This is a genomic window from Kosakonia cowanii JCM 10956 = DSM 18146 (assembly GCF_001975225.1).
Taxonomy (GTDB): domain Bacteria; phylum Pseudomonadota; class Gammaproteobacteria; order Enterobacterales; family Enterobacteriaceae; genus Kosakonia; species Kosakonia cowanii.
Genome location: NZ_CP019445.1, coordinates 537934 through 553658, shown reverse-complemented (window position 1 = coordinate 553658; position 15725 = coordinate 537934). Strand labels below are relative to the sequence as shown.

Genomic DNA, 15725 nt, shown 5'->3' with positions numbered 1-15725 from the left:
GTGATAAACTCGGCCGCTGCGCCGGGTTTTTTCTTAGCTGAGATCGACGCCTTTATGGCCGAAGAGCCAGGTGACGATAAACCCACCGAGATAGGCCACCACCACGCCCGCCGCATAGACCGCCATCCCGGCGTAGATGCCATGATCGGAGGTCATCAGCGGCAGCGCCACCAGCCCGGAAGGGCCAAACACCGTATTCAACCCGACCGGTAAGCCAAGCCACGCCACGGCACCCATAAAAAATCCACCGCAGGCACCGCCAATACAGGCGGTGACAAAAGGTTTAACGCGCGGCAGGGTCACGGCGTAGATCAGCGGTTCACCGACGCCGAGCAGGCCGGGAATGATCGCCCCGCGGATCTGGTTGCGGATCGTCGATTCACGCGCCGCGCGGAAGTAAAGTGCCAGCGCCGCGCCCACCTGGCCGCCGCCCGCCATCGCCAGAATCGGAAAGAGCGAGTTGAAACCCTGCGCATCCATCAGGGCGAAGTAGACCGGAATAAAGCCCTGATGCACGCCAAACACCACCGCAATCAGGAACAGGCCCGCCAGCACCGCGCAGCCAAACGGGTTGCCGTTCAGGTGCAGAAACAGCCACGACATCCCTTTAAACAGCTCGCCGCCGATCGGCATGATCAATGTGAAGGTGAGCGCACCGGTGATCAGCAGCGTCAGCAGCGAGGTAAGGATCATATCGAGATTGTCGGGCACAAACCGGCGGATCTGCCGCTCGATCCACGCGCCGAGGATCGTGGCGATCAGCACGCCGATAATATTGCCGCGCGGATCGATGCTCATGCCGAAGAAGTTGTCGATCCCGGAGAAGTAGCCGACCGTCGCTTTCGCGTCGTAGCCGAGCACAAACAGCGCGGCGATAATCGCACCGTTGACGCCGCTGCCGCCAAAGGCTTTTTGCGCGTTGTAGCCGATCAGGATTGGCAGGAAGGTGAACAACCCTTTGCCGAACACTTTCATATAACCGACGACGTGCGCGAGCGCGCTGCTCTTATCCTGCGCGCCAACCAGCAGGCTTTGCTCAATCAGCGTGGCGAAGCCAAGCAGCATCCCGGCGGCGATAAAGCCGGGGATAAGCGGCGTGAAAATGGTGGCGAATTTCGCCAGAAACTGATGCAGGCCGCTGGTCTGCTTCGCCTTCATCTGCTGTTTGGTGTCGCGGGCGACCTCGTTGAGCGAGGCCGATTCCGCGGGCGCGTTGTCACGGCTGATTAAGAGACTCATCATCTCTGCCGCGGTTTGCGCTTTGCCGGGGCCAACGATGATTTGCAGCTGATCGTCGCTGTTCACCACGCCGAGCACGCCAGGCAGCGCCTGCAACCCGGCCTTGTCGACAAGCGCGTCGTTATGCAGCGCCAGGCGCAGGCGTGTCATGCAGTTGCCGCAGCTTTTAATATTCGCTTCACCACCGACCCGTTGCAGGATGGAGGCGATCACTTCCGGCGTGATTTTGGCCATCACTTCACTCCTGCGTGGAGCAGCGCCTGGCGAATAAACCCGCCGTTATCCGCGAGCAAACTCGCGGCCTCTTCGGCGTCAATCTGCGCCAGCACCATCAGGATGGCGGTTTTGCAGTGGCCGTGGCAGGCCTGTAGCGCCTGCTTCGCCTCGTCGCTGTCGCAGCCGGTGGCTTCCATAACAATGTTGACCTGCCGCTGCACCAGCTTCTGGTTCGTCGCCTCCACGTCCACCATCAAGTTGCCGTAGACTTTGCCGCTGCGGATCATCGCCCCGGTGGTGAGCATATTGAGCACCAGTTTTTGCGCCGTGCCCGCTTTCATGCGTGAAGAGCCGGTGACCACTTCCGCGCCGACCACCGGCGTAATGGCGATATCGGCAATCTGCGTCATTGGGCTACCGGCGTTGCAGGTCAGCGATACGGTGGTGGCATGCAGGCTTTTGGCGTACTCCATGGCGGCAATCACATAGGGCGTGCGCCCGCTGGCGGCGATGCCGACCAGCACGTCGTTGGCATTGAAATTAAGGGATTTAAGATCGTCGACGCCGAGCGTCAGGCTATCTTCGGCGTTCTCCACCGCCTGCAAAATGGCGCGATGGCCGCCGGCAATGAGGCCGATAACCTGCTCACGTGGCGTACCGTAAGTGGGCGGACATTCGCTGGCATCCAGAATACCTAAACGCCCGGAGGTGCCCGCGCCGCAGTAAATCAGACGCCCGCCCTTTTTAAAGGCGCTGACAATCGCATCGACCGCCTGCGTAATCGCCGGGATCACCTGCTCAACCGCCAGTGCGACCTTCTGATCTTCACGGTTAATCACCCGTAACATCGCCTCGGTATCAAGCATGTCGATGTTGGCGCTGGCGCTGTTGCGGCCTTCGGTCGTCAATGTGGATAGATCAATGTTCATCACGTCTCACTTCACTCTGCGTTATGACTTTCTGCCTGCCGCCTCACGGCCCCGGCAGCCGAAAAAGGAATAATATATTATTCATAACTATCAATTTAAGAATAATTTATTCTTGCACGGGGCGCGAAACGAGAGTGTGACGCTGCTCATGATGCGCATAAGTGATCATTAAGCGGCGCGTCAGCGCTGGTGAAAAGTGAAGATGGCCTGCACCAGCGCATCGGGATCGAGCTCAAGTTCGCCAGCGTTAAGCGCTGCGCGAAGGCGTTCAATCTTAGGCTGGTCAATCTCCGGCAATTGATCAAGGTCGGCCTGCGCCTGGTTAAGTAAAAAGAGGGTCGCGTCAGAAAAGGGGGGCGCTGTCATGATGTGCGTCTCACAGAGGGCGGTTAACGTTTGGCGGCTATCTGGCTACCTAAAACGACCATCGACGCCGCAAACTTAATCCCCGCGTTTTTGCTTAATCCGGCTCCAGCTGATAGCGAAAAATCATGCCATTTTGCTGGCAGACCAGCGGCACGCCGTCGGGCGCAATCTGCTGCATGGCATTCTCCGAGTAGGTCAGCAGATCAACATTGTTTGTCACCATGCGGTTATCTTTTGCCGGGTTGAACAGCACCGGTGGGTAGGCAAAATAGTGTTTACCATACCGCTGGCGCGTGTGGACAAAGTTACTTTTGAGCATAAAGGCCGCATTGTGCGGGCTGCTGAGCGTGCTGATAATAATATTGCCCGCCGTGCTCATGCGCGAATCGTAGATCTCCTGTTGATGCAGCATCAAATCGTAAAACCCCACCTGCTGTACGATCTCCTCCGTCTGGTTAAGGGCGCGCTGCCCGCGCTGGAAAACGATGCCGCAGGCTAACGCCGCCAGGGTGATAGCAAGCAAAAATAGTGTCCATTTACTGGCTGTTACAGCGTGCCATCTCATCCATTTTTCTCCGTGTCTCACTGACAATTAGCTTATTTAATAACGCCGTATCGGAACGCCAGTGGTCAATTTGCATCACCAGTACCCGCTGCTCGCAGCCATTATGTATGCGGAAGGTATAATTCAAGGTTTGATTTTCACTGCGATAGTAAATAGCAATACGCAGCGCCTTCTGCTTTGCCTGCCGATTAAGCCGGGTATAGCTCTCTTTTAAGCGATCATAAATAGCCGTCGGCTCTTTCATTCTCTCGCCCGGTGCCAGCAGGGCAAATATACGCAGATGGCTGTAGATATTTTTTGCCACCTCTTTTGCCACTATCTTGTTGTTATAGGTGAGCGCCAGATAGCCGCTACAGAGAACAGTAAATATAAAGAGCAGCATAATAAGCAGAACGTTAATGCAGGAGAAAGGTTGCGCAGCAACGGGCGTCTGTTGCCGGATTGGCGCGGGTAACTCAGGCGCGGAAGGTGCCGTCTCCTGTACGGGGATATCGACTTCAGGTGCGACAGGGCGCGGGTCTGGCGGCGGCCCGCTGATCAGAGGACGGCAATATTTTGCCTCCAGCACGTATCCCTTTTTGGGGATGGTGCGAATAATTCGCTGTTGCTTACCGTTATCCGCCAGGGCGGTGCGCAGCGCATGAATGGCATTGGCGAGGCTATTGCTGCTGACCGCGCGATCTTCCCAGACCTGCGCGGCTAACGCCTCATGGGAGAGGATCTCGCCGGGGTGTTGCTGCAAAACAGCCAGCAGTCTGAGCGGGTGCGTTCCCAGCCGTTTCTCCTCGCCGGTCACCACATGGTGGATCGCGCCTGACGCAGGATCGATGACCCAGTTATTTACGGTGCAATTGTGTTTATTCATAAAAGGTTAACGATTGATACCAATCCGTCAGAGACTTATTGCAAGAAATAATGCCGTTGGCTGAATCGGATAAATAACAGAATAAATATTCGTAGTTCACCGGTTTGTGGCGTTAATAATACGGAAAGCGCGGCGTAAATTACATGTGATTTCATTAGTTGGCGCTTTTCAAAGGATTAAAAAACGGGTTTGTGGTGTATTGTTTGACGCCGTTGAGGAGCGCTTTTGTAAGTTATTAGCTACTTCTCTTCTCATTTTGTTAATTAGGTGTTGCCGAAACTTTTTATTAATTGTTTTATCCGCTGTTCCTCATACGTAATGTAAATGATGAATTTAACTGCCGCAAAAACCTTAAATCCCGCTGATGAAGCGCGTTATATCAGTGATTATTTGCCGCTGGTACATAAAGTCGTCAAACAGTTCAGCTGGCAGACCAGCAGCGTAATGAGCAAAGAGGATATGCGCCAAATTGCCCTGATGGGGCTGCTGGCTTCCTTGCGCCGCTATGGCCCGCCGGACGCACAGTTTGCCGGTTACGCCATTCAGCGCATTCGCGGCGCGGTGCTGGATGAGTTACGCCAGCAGGACTGGCGACCGCGCAGGCTGCGTCAACAGACGCATAAGCTCACGGATGCGATCCGCGAAATCACCCGTGAGCTGGGGTATGAACCGCGCTTTGAGGAGCTGAGTGAACGGCTGTCGGTGACGCCGGAAGCCTGGCAGCAATATCTGCTGCTGCACTCGGCCAGTGCGCTGGAGAGCCTGGATACCCTGCTGGAGAGTGATTTGCACGCCAGCACGCTCCGTAGCCGCCAGCTCGAGGATGAACTGCTGCCCGCCTACACGTTACGCAGCGCGGTAGCCACCCTCGACAAGCGTGAGCAGCTGATCCTCGCGCTCTATTACCAGCATGAACTGAGCCTGAAAGAGATTGCGCAGGTGATCGGCGTATCGGAAGCGCGCGTCTGCCAGCTCAATAAAGGGATTGCCCAGAAGGTTCAGGCGTTTACGCGTCAATAAACGCGCTATTTATGGTGCTGGCTGTAGCCGGTGCTTCCGTTTAACTCATTGGTTTAAATGTGTTGTTCTCGTGAAAGCTGTGATTTTGTCATCCATCGTCGCCCCCAGTCGGAGCCTGCTCCGAGGGTTTTTGGGGCTTTTTTTTACGCTTCTTGTGCTGTCGCTTGCAACCGGGTGTGTGCAAACCCCCGCGCGCAGAGCGGCGCCTCTGTTAACCACGTCTGAGACAAACGCCCAGACGACTGCCGCGCATCATCAGGCGAGGCGAAAAGCGCGCGTTCGCGCATCGTTGCTGACGGTGATGAACCGTCTGGAGAAGCAGCTCGGTAAACCTTACGTGCGTGGCGGCGTCTCACCGCAGCGGGGTTTCGACTGTAGCGGGCTGGTGGTCTACGCCTATAACAAGGTGCTGGCGCGAAAACTGCCGCGCACCACCCGGGCGATGTTCCGGGATAGGGGGCTGAAAAAAGTGGCCCGCCATAAGCTGCGCCGCGGCGATCTGATCTTCTTTCACAGTAAAAGGCGCGGCCCGGCAGACCACGTTGGCGTCTACCTTGGCAACAATAGCTTTATCGAAGCACCGCGCAGCGGGCTGAAGATCCGTATCAGTAACCTGACCAATGATTACTGGCAGGATCATTACCTCGGCGCGCGGCGTATTCTGACCAACGAGGCGATTCTCTGAGGCTACTCCTCCAGCGCGTTGTGGATCGTCGCCCCCAGCTGTTTGATCGCTTCCCGTCTCTCTTCATCCGGCGGCAGGGCGCAGTTGAGGCGCAGGCAGTTGCGATACTTGCCGGAGGCTGAAAAGAGCGAACCGGGCGCGATCTGGATCTTTAACCGGCAGAGCGCGCGGGAAACGCAGACCATATCGACGCTTTCCGGCAGTTCGACCCACAGCAGAAAGCCGCCCTGCGGGCGCGTCACGCAGATATTGCATGGAAAATATTGTCGTACCCAACAGGTGTAGACCGCCAACCGCTGCTGGTACACCTGGCGCATCCGGCGTACGTGGCGGTGATAGTGTCCGTCGCGGATAAACGCCGCCACCGCCAGCTGGGTGGAAGGGACATTAGTGCCGATAGCGGCATATTTTTTATGGATCACCCGATCCAGATAGCGCCCCGGCGCGATCCAGCCAATGCGCAGTCCCGGCGCCACGGTTTTGGTCAGTGAACTGCAGAGCAGCACGCGGCCATCAATATCGTAGGATTTGATGGTACTCGGCCGTGGATAGTCGGTGGCCAGCTCGCCATAAATATCATCTTCGAAAATGACAATATCGTGGCGCTGTGCCAGCGACAGCGCCGCCTTTTTGCGCGCTTCCGGCATGATAAACCCGAGCGGGTTCTGGCAGTTGGGCACCAGGATCACCCCTTTAATCGGCCATTGCTCAAGCGCCAGTTCCAGCGCTTCAATACTGATCCCCGTTTCCGGATCGGTCGGGATTTCGATCGCTTTGATATCCAGCCCGCGCAGCAGCTGCATGGTGCCGTAGAAGCAGGGCGATTCGACGGCGACAATATCGCCCGGATCGCAGACCGCCATCAGCGCCAGCGACAGCGCCGGGTGGCAGCCAGCGGTGATAACAATCTCTTCGGCGTTTAACGAGGTGCCGCCATCAAGCATCAGGCGGGCGACCTGCTCGCGCAGCTCCTGCTGACCGGGCAGGGGGTCATAGCTGAGGGCATCCATCACTTGGTGCTGCGCGATGCGGCTCATCTCTTTCCATAGCGGTTTGAGGGTCGGCTGGTTGAGGTCCGGTGCGCCGCCGCCGAAGGCGATAATCTCTTTATCCGTGCGCGCATCAAGCAGGGTTAACACTTCATCCCACTGCGTGACATCAACCGGTCGCTGTACCGGGCGCGACATCGCCGGCACCGGCGGTTTGGCTTTGCGCGGCGCGACAAAGTAACCGGAGCGCGGCTGCGGGGTGATTAACTGCAACGTTTCCAGTACCTGATAGGCCTGCTGTACGGTGCTGATACTGACGCCATGCTCCTGGCTCAGGCTGCGCACCGAAGGCAATTTTTCACCGTGGCGATATAAGCCGTGTTCAATGCGCTCTGCCAGTAACGTGGCCAGATGTTGGTAGCGGGTCATGCTGTATCCTAAAAAGTCACCATACAGTTACAAAAAACAGTACAGATCGGGCGGGAAAGTGGCGTTCAGATCCTCTTTTACGGCATCTGTATGTTAAAGAAAAGTATTTTCTGAGTCTGTATTGTGCAGGGCGATCGCAGCGAAAATAGAGCTCTTTTCAGGCGAGGAGAGCAACATGGAATTTTTCGAAAATCGACCACGGCGCCCGTTTTCCGGCTTTGTTTTACTCTGGCGCCAGCTGCGGCGCTGGCACCTGTTGGCGAAAACCCGACGCGAACTGCGCAGGCTGAGTGACGAGCAGTTAAGGGATATGGGATTACGACGCAGCGATATAAGCTGAAGGCGAAAAGGGCGCAGGAAATATCTGGTGGTTCCCGCCCACCCTGCGTTGGGCTATGCTTAGCTCCATAACCTGAAGGGAGAGAGCACATGCATTTTATTACTAACCACGATGATGACGACAAAAAAGAGAAAGAAGCAGGCAATGCCAGCCAGCTGATGCAGCAGAAACTGCTGGATGCGCGTTCGATCATCATCTCCGGTGAGATCAACCAGGCGCTGACTGAGAAAGTGGTGACCCAGCTTCTGCTGCTGCAGGGCATCAGCGATGCGCCGATCAAAATCTATCTCAACAGCCAGGGCGGCCATGTCGAAGCGGCGGATACCATCCACGACATGATCAAATTTATCACCCCGGAAGTGCACATCATCGGCACCGGCTGGGTCGCCAGCGCCGGGATCACCATCTTCCTCGCGGCGAAAAAAGAGCACCGCTACTCGCTGCCAAACACCCGCTTTATGATCCACCAGCCGCTGGGTGGCGTGCGTGGTCAGGCGAGCGATATCGAAATCGAAGCCAAAGAGATTATCCGTACCCTTGAGCGTGTGAATCGCATGATTGCTGACGCTACCGGCCAGCCGGTGGAGAAGGTGAAGCAGGACACCGATCGCAACTTCTGGATGAACACCAAAGAGGCGATGGATTACGGCATTGTCTCCCGCGTGGTCAACTCCTACGCCGATCTCAACCTCGATTAATTCCTGTGCTTTTCTGAGGCGAGAACTCTCTCGCCTCATCATTTTCCTGATTCTCTTTCGCACCCCTGACGCCTTTCTCATTATGGAGTGATGGCATGAAAAGCAGTATCACCGCAGCGCTGATAACCGCAGCGACACTGAGCTTTCCTGCGCTGGCGGCACCTGCCAGCGTCTCGTTCGAACATAAAGACTGGCAAGTGGTGTGCGATAACACCCTGACCTGCCGCGCAGCGGGCTACAGTGTGGAGGACGACCCAACCGGTTCGGTGCTGATCACCCGTAAAGCGGGGCCGCAAACCCCGGTCACCGTGCAGGTGGTGCTGGCAGATATGGACGAGAGTGAACCGCCGTCGTCGCCGACGAAACTGGCGCTGTGGATCAACGGCAAATCGCTCGGCGCGTTAACCCCTGGCGATAACGACACCTGGCGTCTGACGGACGAGCAGGCAACGCAGATGATTGCTGCGGTGAAGGGCAGTGGCAAAGTTGAGTTCAGAGGCGGCGCGAAACCGTTTGTGCTCTCTGGCGACGGCGCTTCTGCTGCGCTGCTGAAGGTTGACGATGTGCAGGGGCGCATCGGCACGCCGGGCGCACTGAGTAAAAAAGGCAATAAGCCTGAAACCTCCGTTACCGCCGCGATCGCCGCCCCGGTGATCCAGGCCGCAACCGTAAGCAAAGGCGAGGCGCGTACTCTTAGCGCAGCCGAAGCAAAAAAACTGACGCCACAGTTGCTCGCGACACTCGGTAAAGATGATGACTGCGACCGGCTCGCCAACCCGGAAGAGGAGACGGTTAAGGGCGATAATGACCTCACCCTGACGCCGCTGGACGCCAAACATGGCCTGGTTTCCGCACTCTGCTGGCGTGCCGCCTATAACGAAGGGTATGGCTACTGGGTGGTCGACAACGCCCTGCAAGAGAAACCGCAATTCGTCACCAGCTCGGGAACCGACTACAGCAATGGTGCCATCACCCTCGCGCAGCGCGGGCGCGGAATTGGCGACTGCTGGGCATCAGCCGAGTGGGTGTGGGACGGCGAAGCGTTTCGTCGGAGCAGCGAAGGCACCACCGGCCTGTGCCGCGGCATCCGCGCGGGCGGTGCCTGGGAGCTACCCGAGTTTGTCGCCGAGGTGAAAGCCGCGAAATAACCCTCTGAGCACCGCCGCGACCTGATAAAAGAATGCGGTGGTGTTCATTTTATATACTTTACCTTCGATTTCATGGTCACTATACTTACCAAATTCAATATTAATGGTAAGTATAGTGACCATGACAGCAAGAGATAAACGCAGCGCGGTTATCTTCCCCCGCCATCAACAAGTGCTTACGCAGTTTGGTGAGAACATCAAACTCGCCCGCAAACGCCGAAAACTCACTCAGACTATGCTCTCGGAACGAACGGGGTTAAGCCGTCTCACCTTGCGAAAAATCGAGCAGGGCGACCCGGGGGTTTCGCTTGGGCACTATGTGGCTGTGCTTGGCGTACTCGGGCTGGTCGATGATTTTCTTCTGCTTGCCAGGGATGATGAACTGGGGCGCAAGTTGCAGGATATAGAGCTTTTAAGGAAGAGAGGAGAGCCGCGTTAATGACCACGGATGTTTGGGTGTATGCCGACTGGCAAGATTTTGCCGAGCCTGCGCGGGTTGGCCTGCTGCGCGCAGACAGGATACGCAATGGCGAGCATTTTAGTTTTCGCTATGACGATGAGTGGCTGATATCGCCCTTCGCGCAGAAAGTCGATCCCGACCTGGAACTCTACTCCGGCGAGCAGCACAGCCAGGCATCACGAAATTTTCGCGTTTTTCTCGACTCCTGTCCGGATCGCTGGGGGCGGCTACTGATGAAACGGCGGGAGGCTATCCTTGCCCGGCATGAAGCGCGTCGTCCACGGCAACTGGGCGAAATCGATTTTCTGCTGGGGGTGCATGATTTTCACCGCCAGGGCGCGCTGCGCTTCAAACGCGATCCAGACGGCACTTTTCTTGACGATAACCACCGGCTAGCGGCACCACCACTGACCTCGTTAAGAGAGCTGGCGCATGCGGCAGAGCAGGTCGAACGGCATGACGAGCGTGACGATGCTGAGTACCTGAAATGGCTGGAAATGCTGATGTCGCCGGGCTCCTCGCTGGGCGGCGCGCGGCCTAAAGCCAGCGTGCGTGATGAAGATGATCATTTATGGATCGCCAAATTCCCCAGCCGCTACGATGATTACGACATTGCGGCGTGGGAGTTTCTGACCTGGCAACTGGCGCGTAATGCGGGGATCGATATGGCAGAGTGCCGCATCGAGCGCTTCGAGAGTGAATACCACACCTTCCTGACTAAGCGTTTTGACAGAACGTCCGATTCCCGTCTGCACTTTACCTCTGCGATGACACAGCTTGGTTATTACGATGGTGATTACGAGGCCTCCTACCTCGAGCTGGCGCAGTTCCTGACGGAAAAGGGTGCCCGCAGCCGCGACGATTTAGCCCAGCTATGGCGACGCATCGTTTTCAATATCGCCGTTTCTAATAACGACGATCACCTGCGTAATCACGGTTTTATTTATCAGCAGGGTGGCTGGCGTTTGTCGCCCGCTTATGACATTAATCCGGTGCCGGATGCACAAGGGTTGCATCTTAATATCAGCGATAGCGATAACAGCCTCGAGTTTGAACTGGCGATGTCAGTTATCGATTTTTTCCAGTTGAGTAGTTCACGAGCGCACGCGATTAAACAAGAGGTATTAAGCAGCGTAAGCCAGTGGCGCAGCCATGCTGAAACGCTGGGCATCGCGCGCAGCGAGCAGGAAAGAATGGCTTCGGCGTTTAACTTTTAATGGAGAGCGAGACCGTGCTAACTACCCTTAACCACCTTACGCTGGCGGTCAGCGACCTGGCGCGCAGCGTCGATTTCTACCATCAGTTGCTCGGCCTGAAGCTGCATGCACGCTGGGATAACGGCGCGTATCTCACCTGCGGCGATATCTGGATTTGCCTCTCCGTCGATGAGGCGCGCCGGGTTGTTACTGCCGATCAAAGGGATTACACCCACTACGCGTTTAGCATTGGCGAGCACGAACTGGCAGCGTTTATCACGCGGCTGGAACAGGCGGGCGTGGTGAGCTGGAAGGTGAACAAAAGCGAAGGGGCATCGTACTACTTCCTTGACCCGGACGGTCATAAGCTGGAAGCACACGTCGGCGATCTGGCGCAGCGTCTGGCGGCTTGTCGCGCGAAGCCCTATAAGGGAATGGTGTTTTTTGATTGACCTCCGCGCCTTTCACAATCCATGCTCTTTGCCCCGCCGTTTCTTGATACTTACCCTGATAACCTTTATCGTGCCCCTCCGCTAATGTGAGGGGACGTAATGACCGAAGATGAACTGTTTGCTCGCCGGCCGCTGGGAATGCGCATGGCAATGGTGGTGCGCCAGTGGCGAGCGACCATTGATCATGCCCTGCGCGACACCGGCATTACCCAGTCGAGCTGGACGGTGCTGATGCAGTTGCAGCAACTGGGGGACAATGTTTCGGTCAGCGAGCTGGCGGAAGTGCAGGGCATTGAACTGCCGCCACTGATGCGCACGCTCGCCCAACTGGAGACGCAGGGGCTGATTGCGCGTACGACATCGCCGTACGACAAGCGCATCCGCCTGCTGAAATTGACCGCCAAAGGGTGCGCGCTGCTGGAGAAAATCACACAAGTGATTGAAGCCTGTCAGCTGCGGGCAACGGAGAGTATCCCGGCGGAAGATCTGCAAAAGTTCAGCGCTACGCTGAGCCAACTCGCCTGTAATCTGCGCGTGATGCGCGAAGAAGATAATAAAACCGAATAAGAAAATGATGACGCCTGAACAAAAATTTGCCCGCTGGGTAAGGGTCAGTATTGCCTCTTTCCTGCTGATGTTTGTCTATTTTATTGTCGCCGATATCTGGATCCCGCTAACGCCGGACTCCACCGTGATGCGCGTGGTGACGCCGGTTTCCGCCCGCGTCTCTGGCTATGTTTCTGAGGTTTACGTGCAGAACAACAGCCGGGTAAAGCGCGGCGATCTGCTCTACCGGCTCGACGCTACTCCCTTTGAAAACCAGGTTGAAGCCGCGGAGATTGCGCTGGCGCAAGCGCGTCTGACCAATCAACAGCTCGACGCGCAGATTGCCGCCGCGCAGGCAAGCCTGAAAACGGCGCAGCTGACAGCGCAGAATAATCGCGTCACCTTTGAGCGTTATCAGCGACTCGGCAAAATGCAGAGTGTCTCGCAGTCCGACCTTGATAACGTGCGCACCACCTGGCAGGGGAGTGAGCAGTCGGTGACGAACCTTAACGCCAGCATTGAAGCACTGCGTATTCAGCGCGGTGAACGTGATGAGGCGCATAACGTCACGCTGCAAAAATACCGCAACGCCCTGCAACAGGCGCAGCTAAACCTTGGCTGGACGCAGGTGCGCGCCGAAGCAGACGGCACGGTCAGCAACCTGCAGCTCAGCCCCGGTTTTTATGCCCAGGCGGGCGGCGCGTCGCTGGCACTGGTGCATGAAAAGAGCGATATCGTCGCCGATTTTCGTGAAAAGAGCCTGCGCCATACCCATATTGGCACCGATGCGGCGGTAGTGTTTGATGCGCTGCCGGGCCAGGTATTCCACGCGCATGTCACCAGCAGCGATGCGGGCACACTCGCCGGGCAGGAAGCGGTAAACGGTCAGCTTTCGGAGCCGGAAACTTCCAACCGCTGGGTGCGCGATGCGCAGCGCATGCGCATTCATGTGGCGCTGGATGAGCCGTTGCCAAAAGAACTGCCGACCGGCGCGCGCGCCACGGTGCAGCTCTATAACAGCGAAGGGATCTTCGCCCGCTTCTTCTCCGGGCTGCAAATCCGCCTGGTAAGCCTGCTGCACTATGTCTATTAACACGCTGGCCCGCGTCTTTACGCCGCACGGCAATATCGTCTACACGGCGAATGATTTCCGCCAGACGCTGCGCATTGTTTTCTCCGGGATGATCGCCCTGAGCGTGTCGAGCTTTTACAACACGCAGTATGGCGTCTTCTATGTCATCTACCCGGTGATGCTGCTGTCGCTGGTGCCGGTGTTTAACCGCCACGTCGCCAAACAGTTTGTGTTCAGCGCGGTGATTAACTGTGTCGAAATGGTGTTTATCATCGGCTATCTGATGCAGTGGCCGGTGATCATGACGCTGGTGGTGTTTGGGCTCTACGTAATGCGTTTTCGCTTTATGAGCAAAGGCCCGCTGTTTCTCTTTGGTTCTACCGGCGTGGTGTGCCAGAGCACGATGCTCAACTTTATGAGCTACCCGTCGAGCGACTGGCACACGCTGCTCTTTTCCAATATTGAGGCCAGTATTATGGCCGTCGTTCTTAGCGCGCTGATGCACTTTCTGCTGCCGGACGTCGAGCCGCGCACCCGTCCGCCGCTGATTGAGAAAAACGCTGCCCGAGTACGCCACGAATCGCTGCTCTCCGGCACGGTGGCGACGATGATTTTTGTTGTCTTCCAGATGAGCGACCTGAGCGATTCGCTTTCGGCATTGATGGCGGGCATTTTGATCCTCTTTCCGATGCACTATCGCGGCTCGGTGCTGAGTTCGTTATGGCGCGTGGTGGGCGTGGTGCTGGCGTGTCTCTACATCCTGCTGGTGCAGTTGATTCTCTATAACCACAGCAGCCATATGCTGTTGATGATGCCGCTGATCGGCCTTGGGCTGGCGTTTAGCGCGCGGCTGCATGTGATGGAGAAGGTGGGCGCGGGCGTCGGTTTCGCCAGCGTCACCACCATCGGCATTATGTTTGGCCAGAATCTGCACCCGGACACCGACCTGGTGTTCAGTGATTTGTACCGTATTGTCTCCGTCACCGTTTCGCTGGTGGCGACCCTGACGATGGTCTATCTGGTGCACCTGATTTTGAACCGCTTTGAAGCGACACGGTTTGTGATTGAGGAGTGAACCCATTGCCGGATGGCGCTACGCTTATCCGGCCTACGGTATGGCGATGTTGTTGGCCGCACGAGGGGATTAATTGCCGGATGGCGCTGCGCTTATCCGGCCTACGGTTCGCTTTTGTAGGCCGGATAAGGCGTGAGCCGCCATCCGGCAACTCAGAGGGCAGAGAGGTTGAAGAGCGCCGGGATCTGCGACAGGAGGTACAAAATCAGGCCAATACAGCCGCCGACCAGCGTGCCGTTGATACGGATAAATTGCAGATCCTTGCCGATATTGAGCTCCACCTGGTAAGACATATCCCGCGCATCCCAGCTCTTCACCGTGTCGCTGATATGACGCGTCAGGAAAGCCGAAAACTCCGGCGCGACGCGATGGGCCGCCTGTTCGAGGTGCTCGTTAAGCGAGGCGCGCAGCGCGCCGTCCGCCAGCAGCGTTTCGCCAAACCACAGCCCGGCCTCACTAATGCGCTTTTGCATCTTTGAATCGTCGGAGTGCATATCCGCTTTCATCCAGTTGCGCAGATCGCCCCACATCTCGCCAACGTAGCGGTTAAACGCCTCATCGTTCTTCAAATACTCTTTGATGTTTTCCGCCCGCTCTGCCATCTCCGGATCGCTTTTCAGGTTAGCGATCAGTTTCATCGTCGCGCGATCGAAGGCCTGGCGGATCTGGTGCGTGCGATCGGCATTGATATCATCCAGCAGGGAGTTAACCGCATCAGAGACCAGCGCCGCGCTCTGCTCCCCCAGCCACTCTTTCGGCAGCACTTTCGCCTTCACCGGATGGTCGGTCTCCAGCCAGTGCACCACCTGCCGGGCGATAAAGGTACGCGTATTTTCCCGTTGCAACAGCGCAATCAACTGAGTAATTAACGTGTCCAGCAACTTCTGGTGGCGGTTGTTACGTGTCAGGCTCTCCAGCATCAGGGCGCTGGTTTGCGTTAAATCGACTTTATCGATCGCTTTGTGCACCGCCCGGCGGATCAGCCGCTGAATACGGCTGTCATCGGTCATCTCGAGAAAGCCGCTCATCACTTGCAACAGATGCGTGCCGACGCGCTGCGCGTTCTCCGGCTGGCTGAACCAGACGCCGATCATCTGCGCGGGCTGATGCCGCTGGATCAGCGCCACCAGCGATTGGGTATCAAGAAATTTCTCCTGCACGAACTGACCAAGATTGTCGCCAATCCGGTCTTTATTGCGCGGAATAATCGCCGTATGGCGAGAAATAAACGGCAGCGGCACGCGGCGAAACAGCGCTACCACCGCAAACCAGTCGGCCAGCGCGCCGACCATCGCCGCTTCGGCAATGGCTTTGATCCCGCTCACCCAGAAGTTTGCCGGCAGAAAGAGAGTGGTAACAAATACTGCGGCAGCGATCAGCAGCAGCGACAGCGCCAGTCGTTTGGCGCGCTTCAGTTCAGCTAATTTTTCCATCT

Annotated in this window: 18 protein-coding genes; 11 read left to right on the top strand and 7 right to left on the bottom strand. The window is 56.8% G+C overall.

Annotated features, from left to right (window positions below):
- Positions 1-33 precede the first annotated feature (33 nt).
- The 5 genes from murP to BWI95_RS02575 all read right to left on the bottom strand — a co-directional run bounded on the left by murP (position 34) and on the right by BWI95_RS02575 (position 4180).
- Positions 34-1473, bottom strand: a complete 1440-nt coding sequence (murP, locus tag BWI95_RS02595; protein ID WP_076768954.1) for a PTS N-acetylmuramic acid transporter subunit IIBC — start codon at positions 1471-1473, stop codon at positions 34-36.
- Positions 1473-2384, bottom strand: coding sequence for an N-acetylmuramic acid 6-phosphate etherase (murQ, locus tag BWI95_RS02590; RefSeq protein ID WP_054802748.1), 912 nt, complete (start codon positions 2382-2384; stop codon positions 1473-1475). Before murQ ends, murP begins: the two co-directional genes overlap by 1 nt.
- Positions 2385-2564: 180 nt before the next feature.
- Positions 2565-2750: a flagellar biosynthesis anti-sigma factor FlgM gene (locus BWI95_RS02585; protein WP_054802749.1), complete on the bottom strand. Its 186-nt coding sequence runs from the start codon at positions 2748-2750 to the stop codon at positions 2565-2567.
- Between the two features lie 94 nt (positions 2751-2844).
- Positions 2845-3273: a hypothetical protein gene (locus BWI95_RS02580; protein ID WP_054802750.1), complete on the bottom strand. Its 429-nt coding sequence runs from the start codon at positions 3271-3273 to the stop codon at positions 2845-2847.
- Between the two features lie 13 nt (positions 3274-3286).
- Positions 3287-4180, bottom strand: a complete 894-nt coding sequence (locus BWI95_RS02575; protein ID WP_076768953.1) for a winged helix-turn-helix domain-containing protein — start codon at positions 4178-4180, stop codon at positions 3287-3289.
- A 324-nt stretch (positions 4181-4504) separates the two neighbouring features.
- On the opposite strand from BWI95_RS02575, the gene BWI95_RS02570 reads away from it, so the two are divergent.
- Positions 4505-5200 (top strand): FliA/WhiG family RNA polymerase sigma factor, encoded by a 696-nt coding sequence (locus BWI95_RS02570; RefSeq protein ID WP_054802753.1) that lies wholly within the window; start codon positions 4505-4507, stop codon positions 5198-5200.
- A 178-nt stretch (positions 5201-5378) separates the two neighbouring features.
- Complete coding sequence (locus BWI95_RS02565; protein ID WP_376782124.1) at positions 5379-5885, top strand: C40 family peptidase; 507 nt, start codon at positions 5379-5381, stop codon at positions 5883-5885.
- A 2-nt stretch (positions 5886-5887) separates the two neighbouring features.
- On the opposite strand, the gene BWI95_RS02560 is transcribed toward BWI95_RS02565, so the two are convergent.
- Complete coding sequence (locus BWI95_RS02560) at positions 5888-7303, bottom strand: aminotransferase-like domain-containing protein (RefSeq protein WP_054802756.1); 1416 nt, start codon at positions 7301-7303, stop codon at positions 5888-5890.
- Between the two features lie 175 nt (positions 7304-7478).
- On the opposite strand from BWI95_RS02560, the gene BWI95_RS02555 reads away from it, so the two are divergent.
- The 9 genes from BWI95_RS02555 to BWI95_RS02515 all read left to right on the top strand — a co-directional run bounded on the left by BWI95_RS02555 (position 7479) and on the right by BWI95_RS02515 (position 14290).
- Positions 7479-7643, top strand: a complete 165-nt coding sequence (locus BWI95_RS02555; RefSeq protein ID WP_076768952.1) for a DUF1127 domain-containing protein — start codon at positions 7479-7481, stop codon at positions 7641-7643.
- An 89-nt stretch (positions 7644-7732) separates the two neighbouring features.
- Entirely contained in the window at positions 7733-8341 is a 609-nt protein-coding gene (locus BWI95_RS02550; RefSeq protein WP_023480386.1) for an ATP-dependent Clp protease proteolytic subunit, read from the top strand.
- Between the two features lie 95 nt (positions 8342-8436).
- Positions 8437-9489 carry a DUF1176 domain-containing protein gene (locus BWI95_RS02545; protein ID WP_076768951.1) on the top strand — a complete coding sequence of 351 codons (1053 nt, stop codon included), beginning with the start codon at positions 8437-8439 and terminating at the stop codon, positions 9487-9489.
- A gap of 121 nt (positions 9490-9610) precedes the next feature.
- Positions 9611-9928, top strand: a complete 318-nt coding sequence (locus BWI95_RS02540; RefSeq protein ID WP_206616705.1) for a helix-turn-helix domain-containing protein — start codon at positions 9611-9613, stop codon at positions 9926-9928.
- The gene (locus tag BWI95_RS02535) at positions 9928-11166 is read left to right on the top strand and encodes a type II toxin-antitoxin system HipA family toxin (protein WP_076768950.1); all 1239 of its coding nucleotides are present in this window, start codon (positions 9928-9930) and stop codon (positions 11164-11166) included. The genes BWI95_RS02540 and BWI95_RS02535 overlap by 1 nt, the downstream gene beginning before the upstream one ends.
- A gap of 14 nt (positions 11167-11180) precedes the next feature.
- Complete coding sequence (locus BWI95_RS02530; protein WP_054802834.1) at positions 11181-11597, top strand: FosA family fosfomycin resistance glutathione transferase; 417 nt, start codon at positions 11181-11183, stop codon at positions 11595-11597.
- Between the two features lie 99 nt (positions 11598-11696).
- Positions 11697-12164, top strand: coding sequence for a MarR family transcriptional regulator (locus tag BWI95_RS02525; protein WP_042714558.1), 468 nt, complete (start codon positions 11697-11699; stop codon positions 12162-12164).
- A gap of 4 nt (positions 12165-12168) precedes the next feature.
- Positions 12169-13236 (top strand): HlyD family secretion protein, encoded by a 1068-nt coding sequence (locus tag BWI95_RS02520; RefSeq protein ID WP_076768949.1) that lies wholly within the window; start codon positions 12169-12171, stop codon positions 13234-13236.
- The gene (locus BWI95_RS02515) at positions 13226-14290 is read left to right on the top strand and encodes a DUF2955 domain-containing protein (protein WP_054802757.1); all 1065 of its coding nucleotides are present in this window, start codon (positions 13226-13228) and stop codon (positions 14288-14290) included. Before BWI95_RS02520 ends, BWI95_RS02515 begins: the two co-directional genes overlap by 11 nt.
- 152 nt (positions 14291-14442) lie before the next feature.
- Here BWI95_RS02515 and BWI95_RS02510 read toward each other — a convergent pair whose 3' ends face one another.
- On the bottom strand, positions 14443-15723 hold the full coding sequence (locus BWI95_RS02510) for a DUF445 domain-containing protein (protein ID WP_054802835.1): 1281 nt from the start codon (positions 15721-15723) through the stop codon (positions 14443-14445).
- Between the last annotated feature and the right edge of the window lie 2 nt (positions 15724-15725).

Excerpts from the sequence above, each read along its gene's own strand:
- murP (WP_076768954.1), bottom strand. The coding sequence starts at position 1,473 with ATGGCCAAAATCACGCCGGAAGTGATCGCCTCCATCCTGCAACGGGTC.
- murQ (WP_054802748.1), bottom strand. The coding sequence starts at position 2,384 with ATGAACATTGATCTATCCACATTGACGACCGAAGGCCGCAACAGCGCC.
- BWI95_RS02585 (WP_054802749.1), bottom strand. The coding sequence starts at position 2,750 with ATGACAGCGCCCCCCTTTTCTGACGCGACCCTCTTTTTACTTAACCAG.
- BWI95_RS02575 (WP_076768953.1), bottom strand. The coding sequence starts at position 4,180 with ATGAATAAACACAATTGCACCGTAAATAACTGGGTCATCGATCCTGCG.
- BWI95_RS02570 (WP_054802753.1), top strand. The coding sequence starts at position 4,505 with ATGATGAATTTAACTGCCGCAAAAACCTTAAATCCCGCTGATGAAGCG.
- BWI95_RS02560 (WP_054802756.1), bottom strand. The coding sequence starts at position 7,303 with ATGACCCGCTACCAACATCTGGCCACGTTACTGGCAGAGCGCATTGAA.
- BWI95_RS02555 (WP_076768952.1), top strand. The coding sequence starts at position 7,479 with ATGGAATTTTTCGAAAATCGACCACGGCGCCCGTTTTCCGGCTTTGTT.
- BWI95_RS02550 (WP_023480386.1), top strand. The coding sequence starts at position 7,733 with ATGCATTTTATTACTAACCACGATGATGACGACAAAAAAGAGAAAGAA.
- BWI95_RS02545 (WP_076768951.1), top strand. The coding sequence starts at position 8,437 with ATGAAAAGCAGTATCACCGCAGCGCTGATAACCGCAGCGACACTGAGC.
- BWI95_RS02540 (WP_206616705.1), top strand. The coding sequence starts at position 9,611 with ATGACAGCAAGAGATAAACGCAGCGCGGTTATCTTCCCCCGCCATCAA.
- BWI95_RS02535 (WP_076768950.1), top strand. The coding sequence starts at position 9,928 with ATGACCACGGATGTTTGGGTGTATGCCGACTGGCAAGATTTTGCCGAG.
- BWI95_RS02525 (WP_042714558.1), top strand. The coding sequence starts at position 11,697 with ATGACCGAAGATGAACTGTTTGCTCGCCGGCCGCTGGGAATGCGCATG.
- BWI95_RS02520 (WP_076768949.1), top strand. The coding sequence starts at position 12,169 with ATGATGACGCCTGAACAAAAATTTGCCCGCTGGGTAAGGGTCAGTATT.
- BWI95_RS02515 (WP_054802757.1), top strand. The coding sequence starts at position 13,226 with ATGTCTATTAACACGCTGGCCCGCGTCTTTACGCCGCACGGCAATATC.
- BWI95_RS02510 (WP_054802835.1), bottom strand. The coding sequence starts at position 15,723 with ATGGAAAAATTAGCTGAACTGAAGCGCGCCAAACGACTGGCGCTGTCG.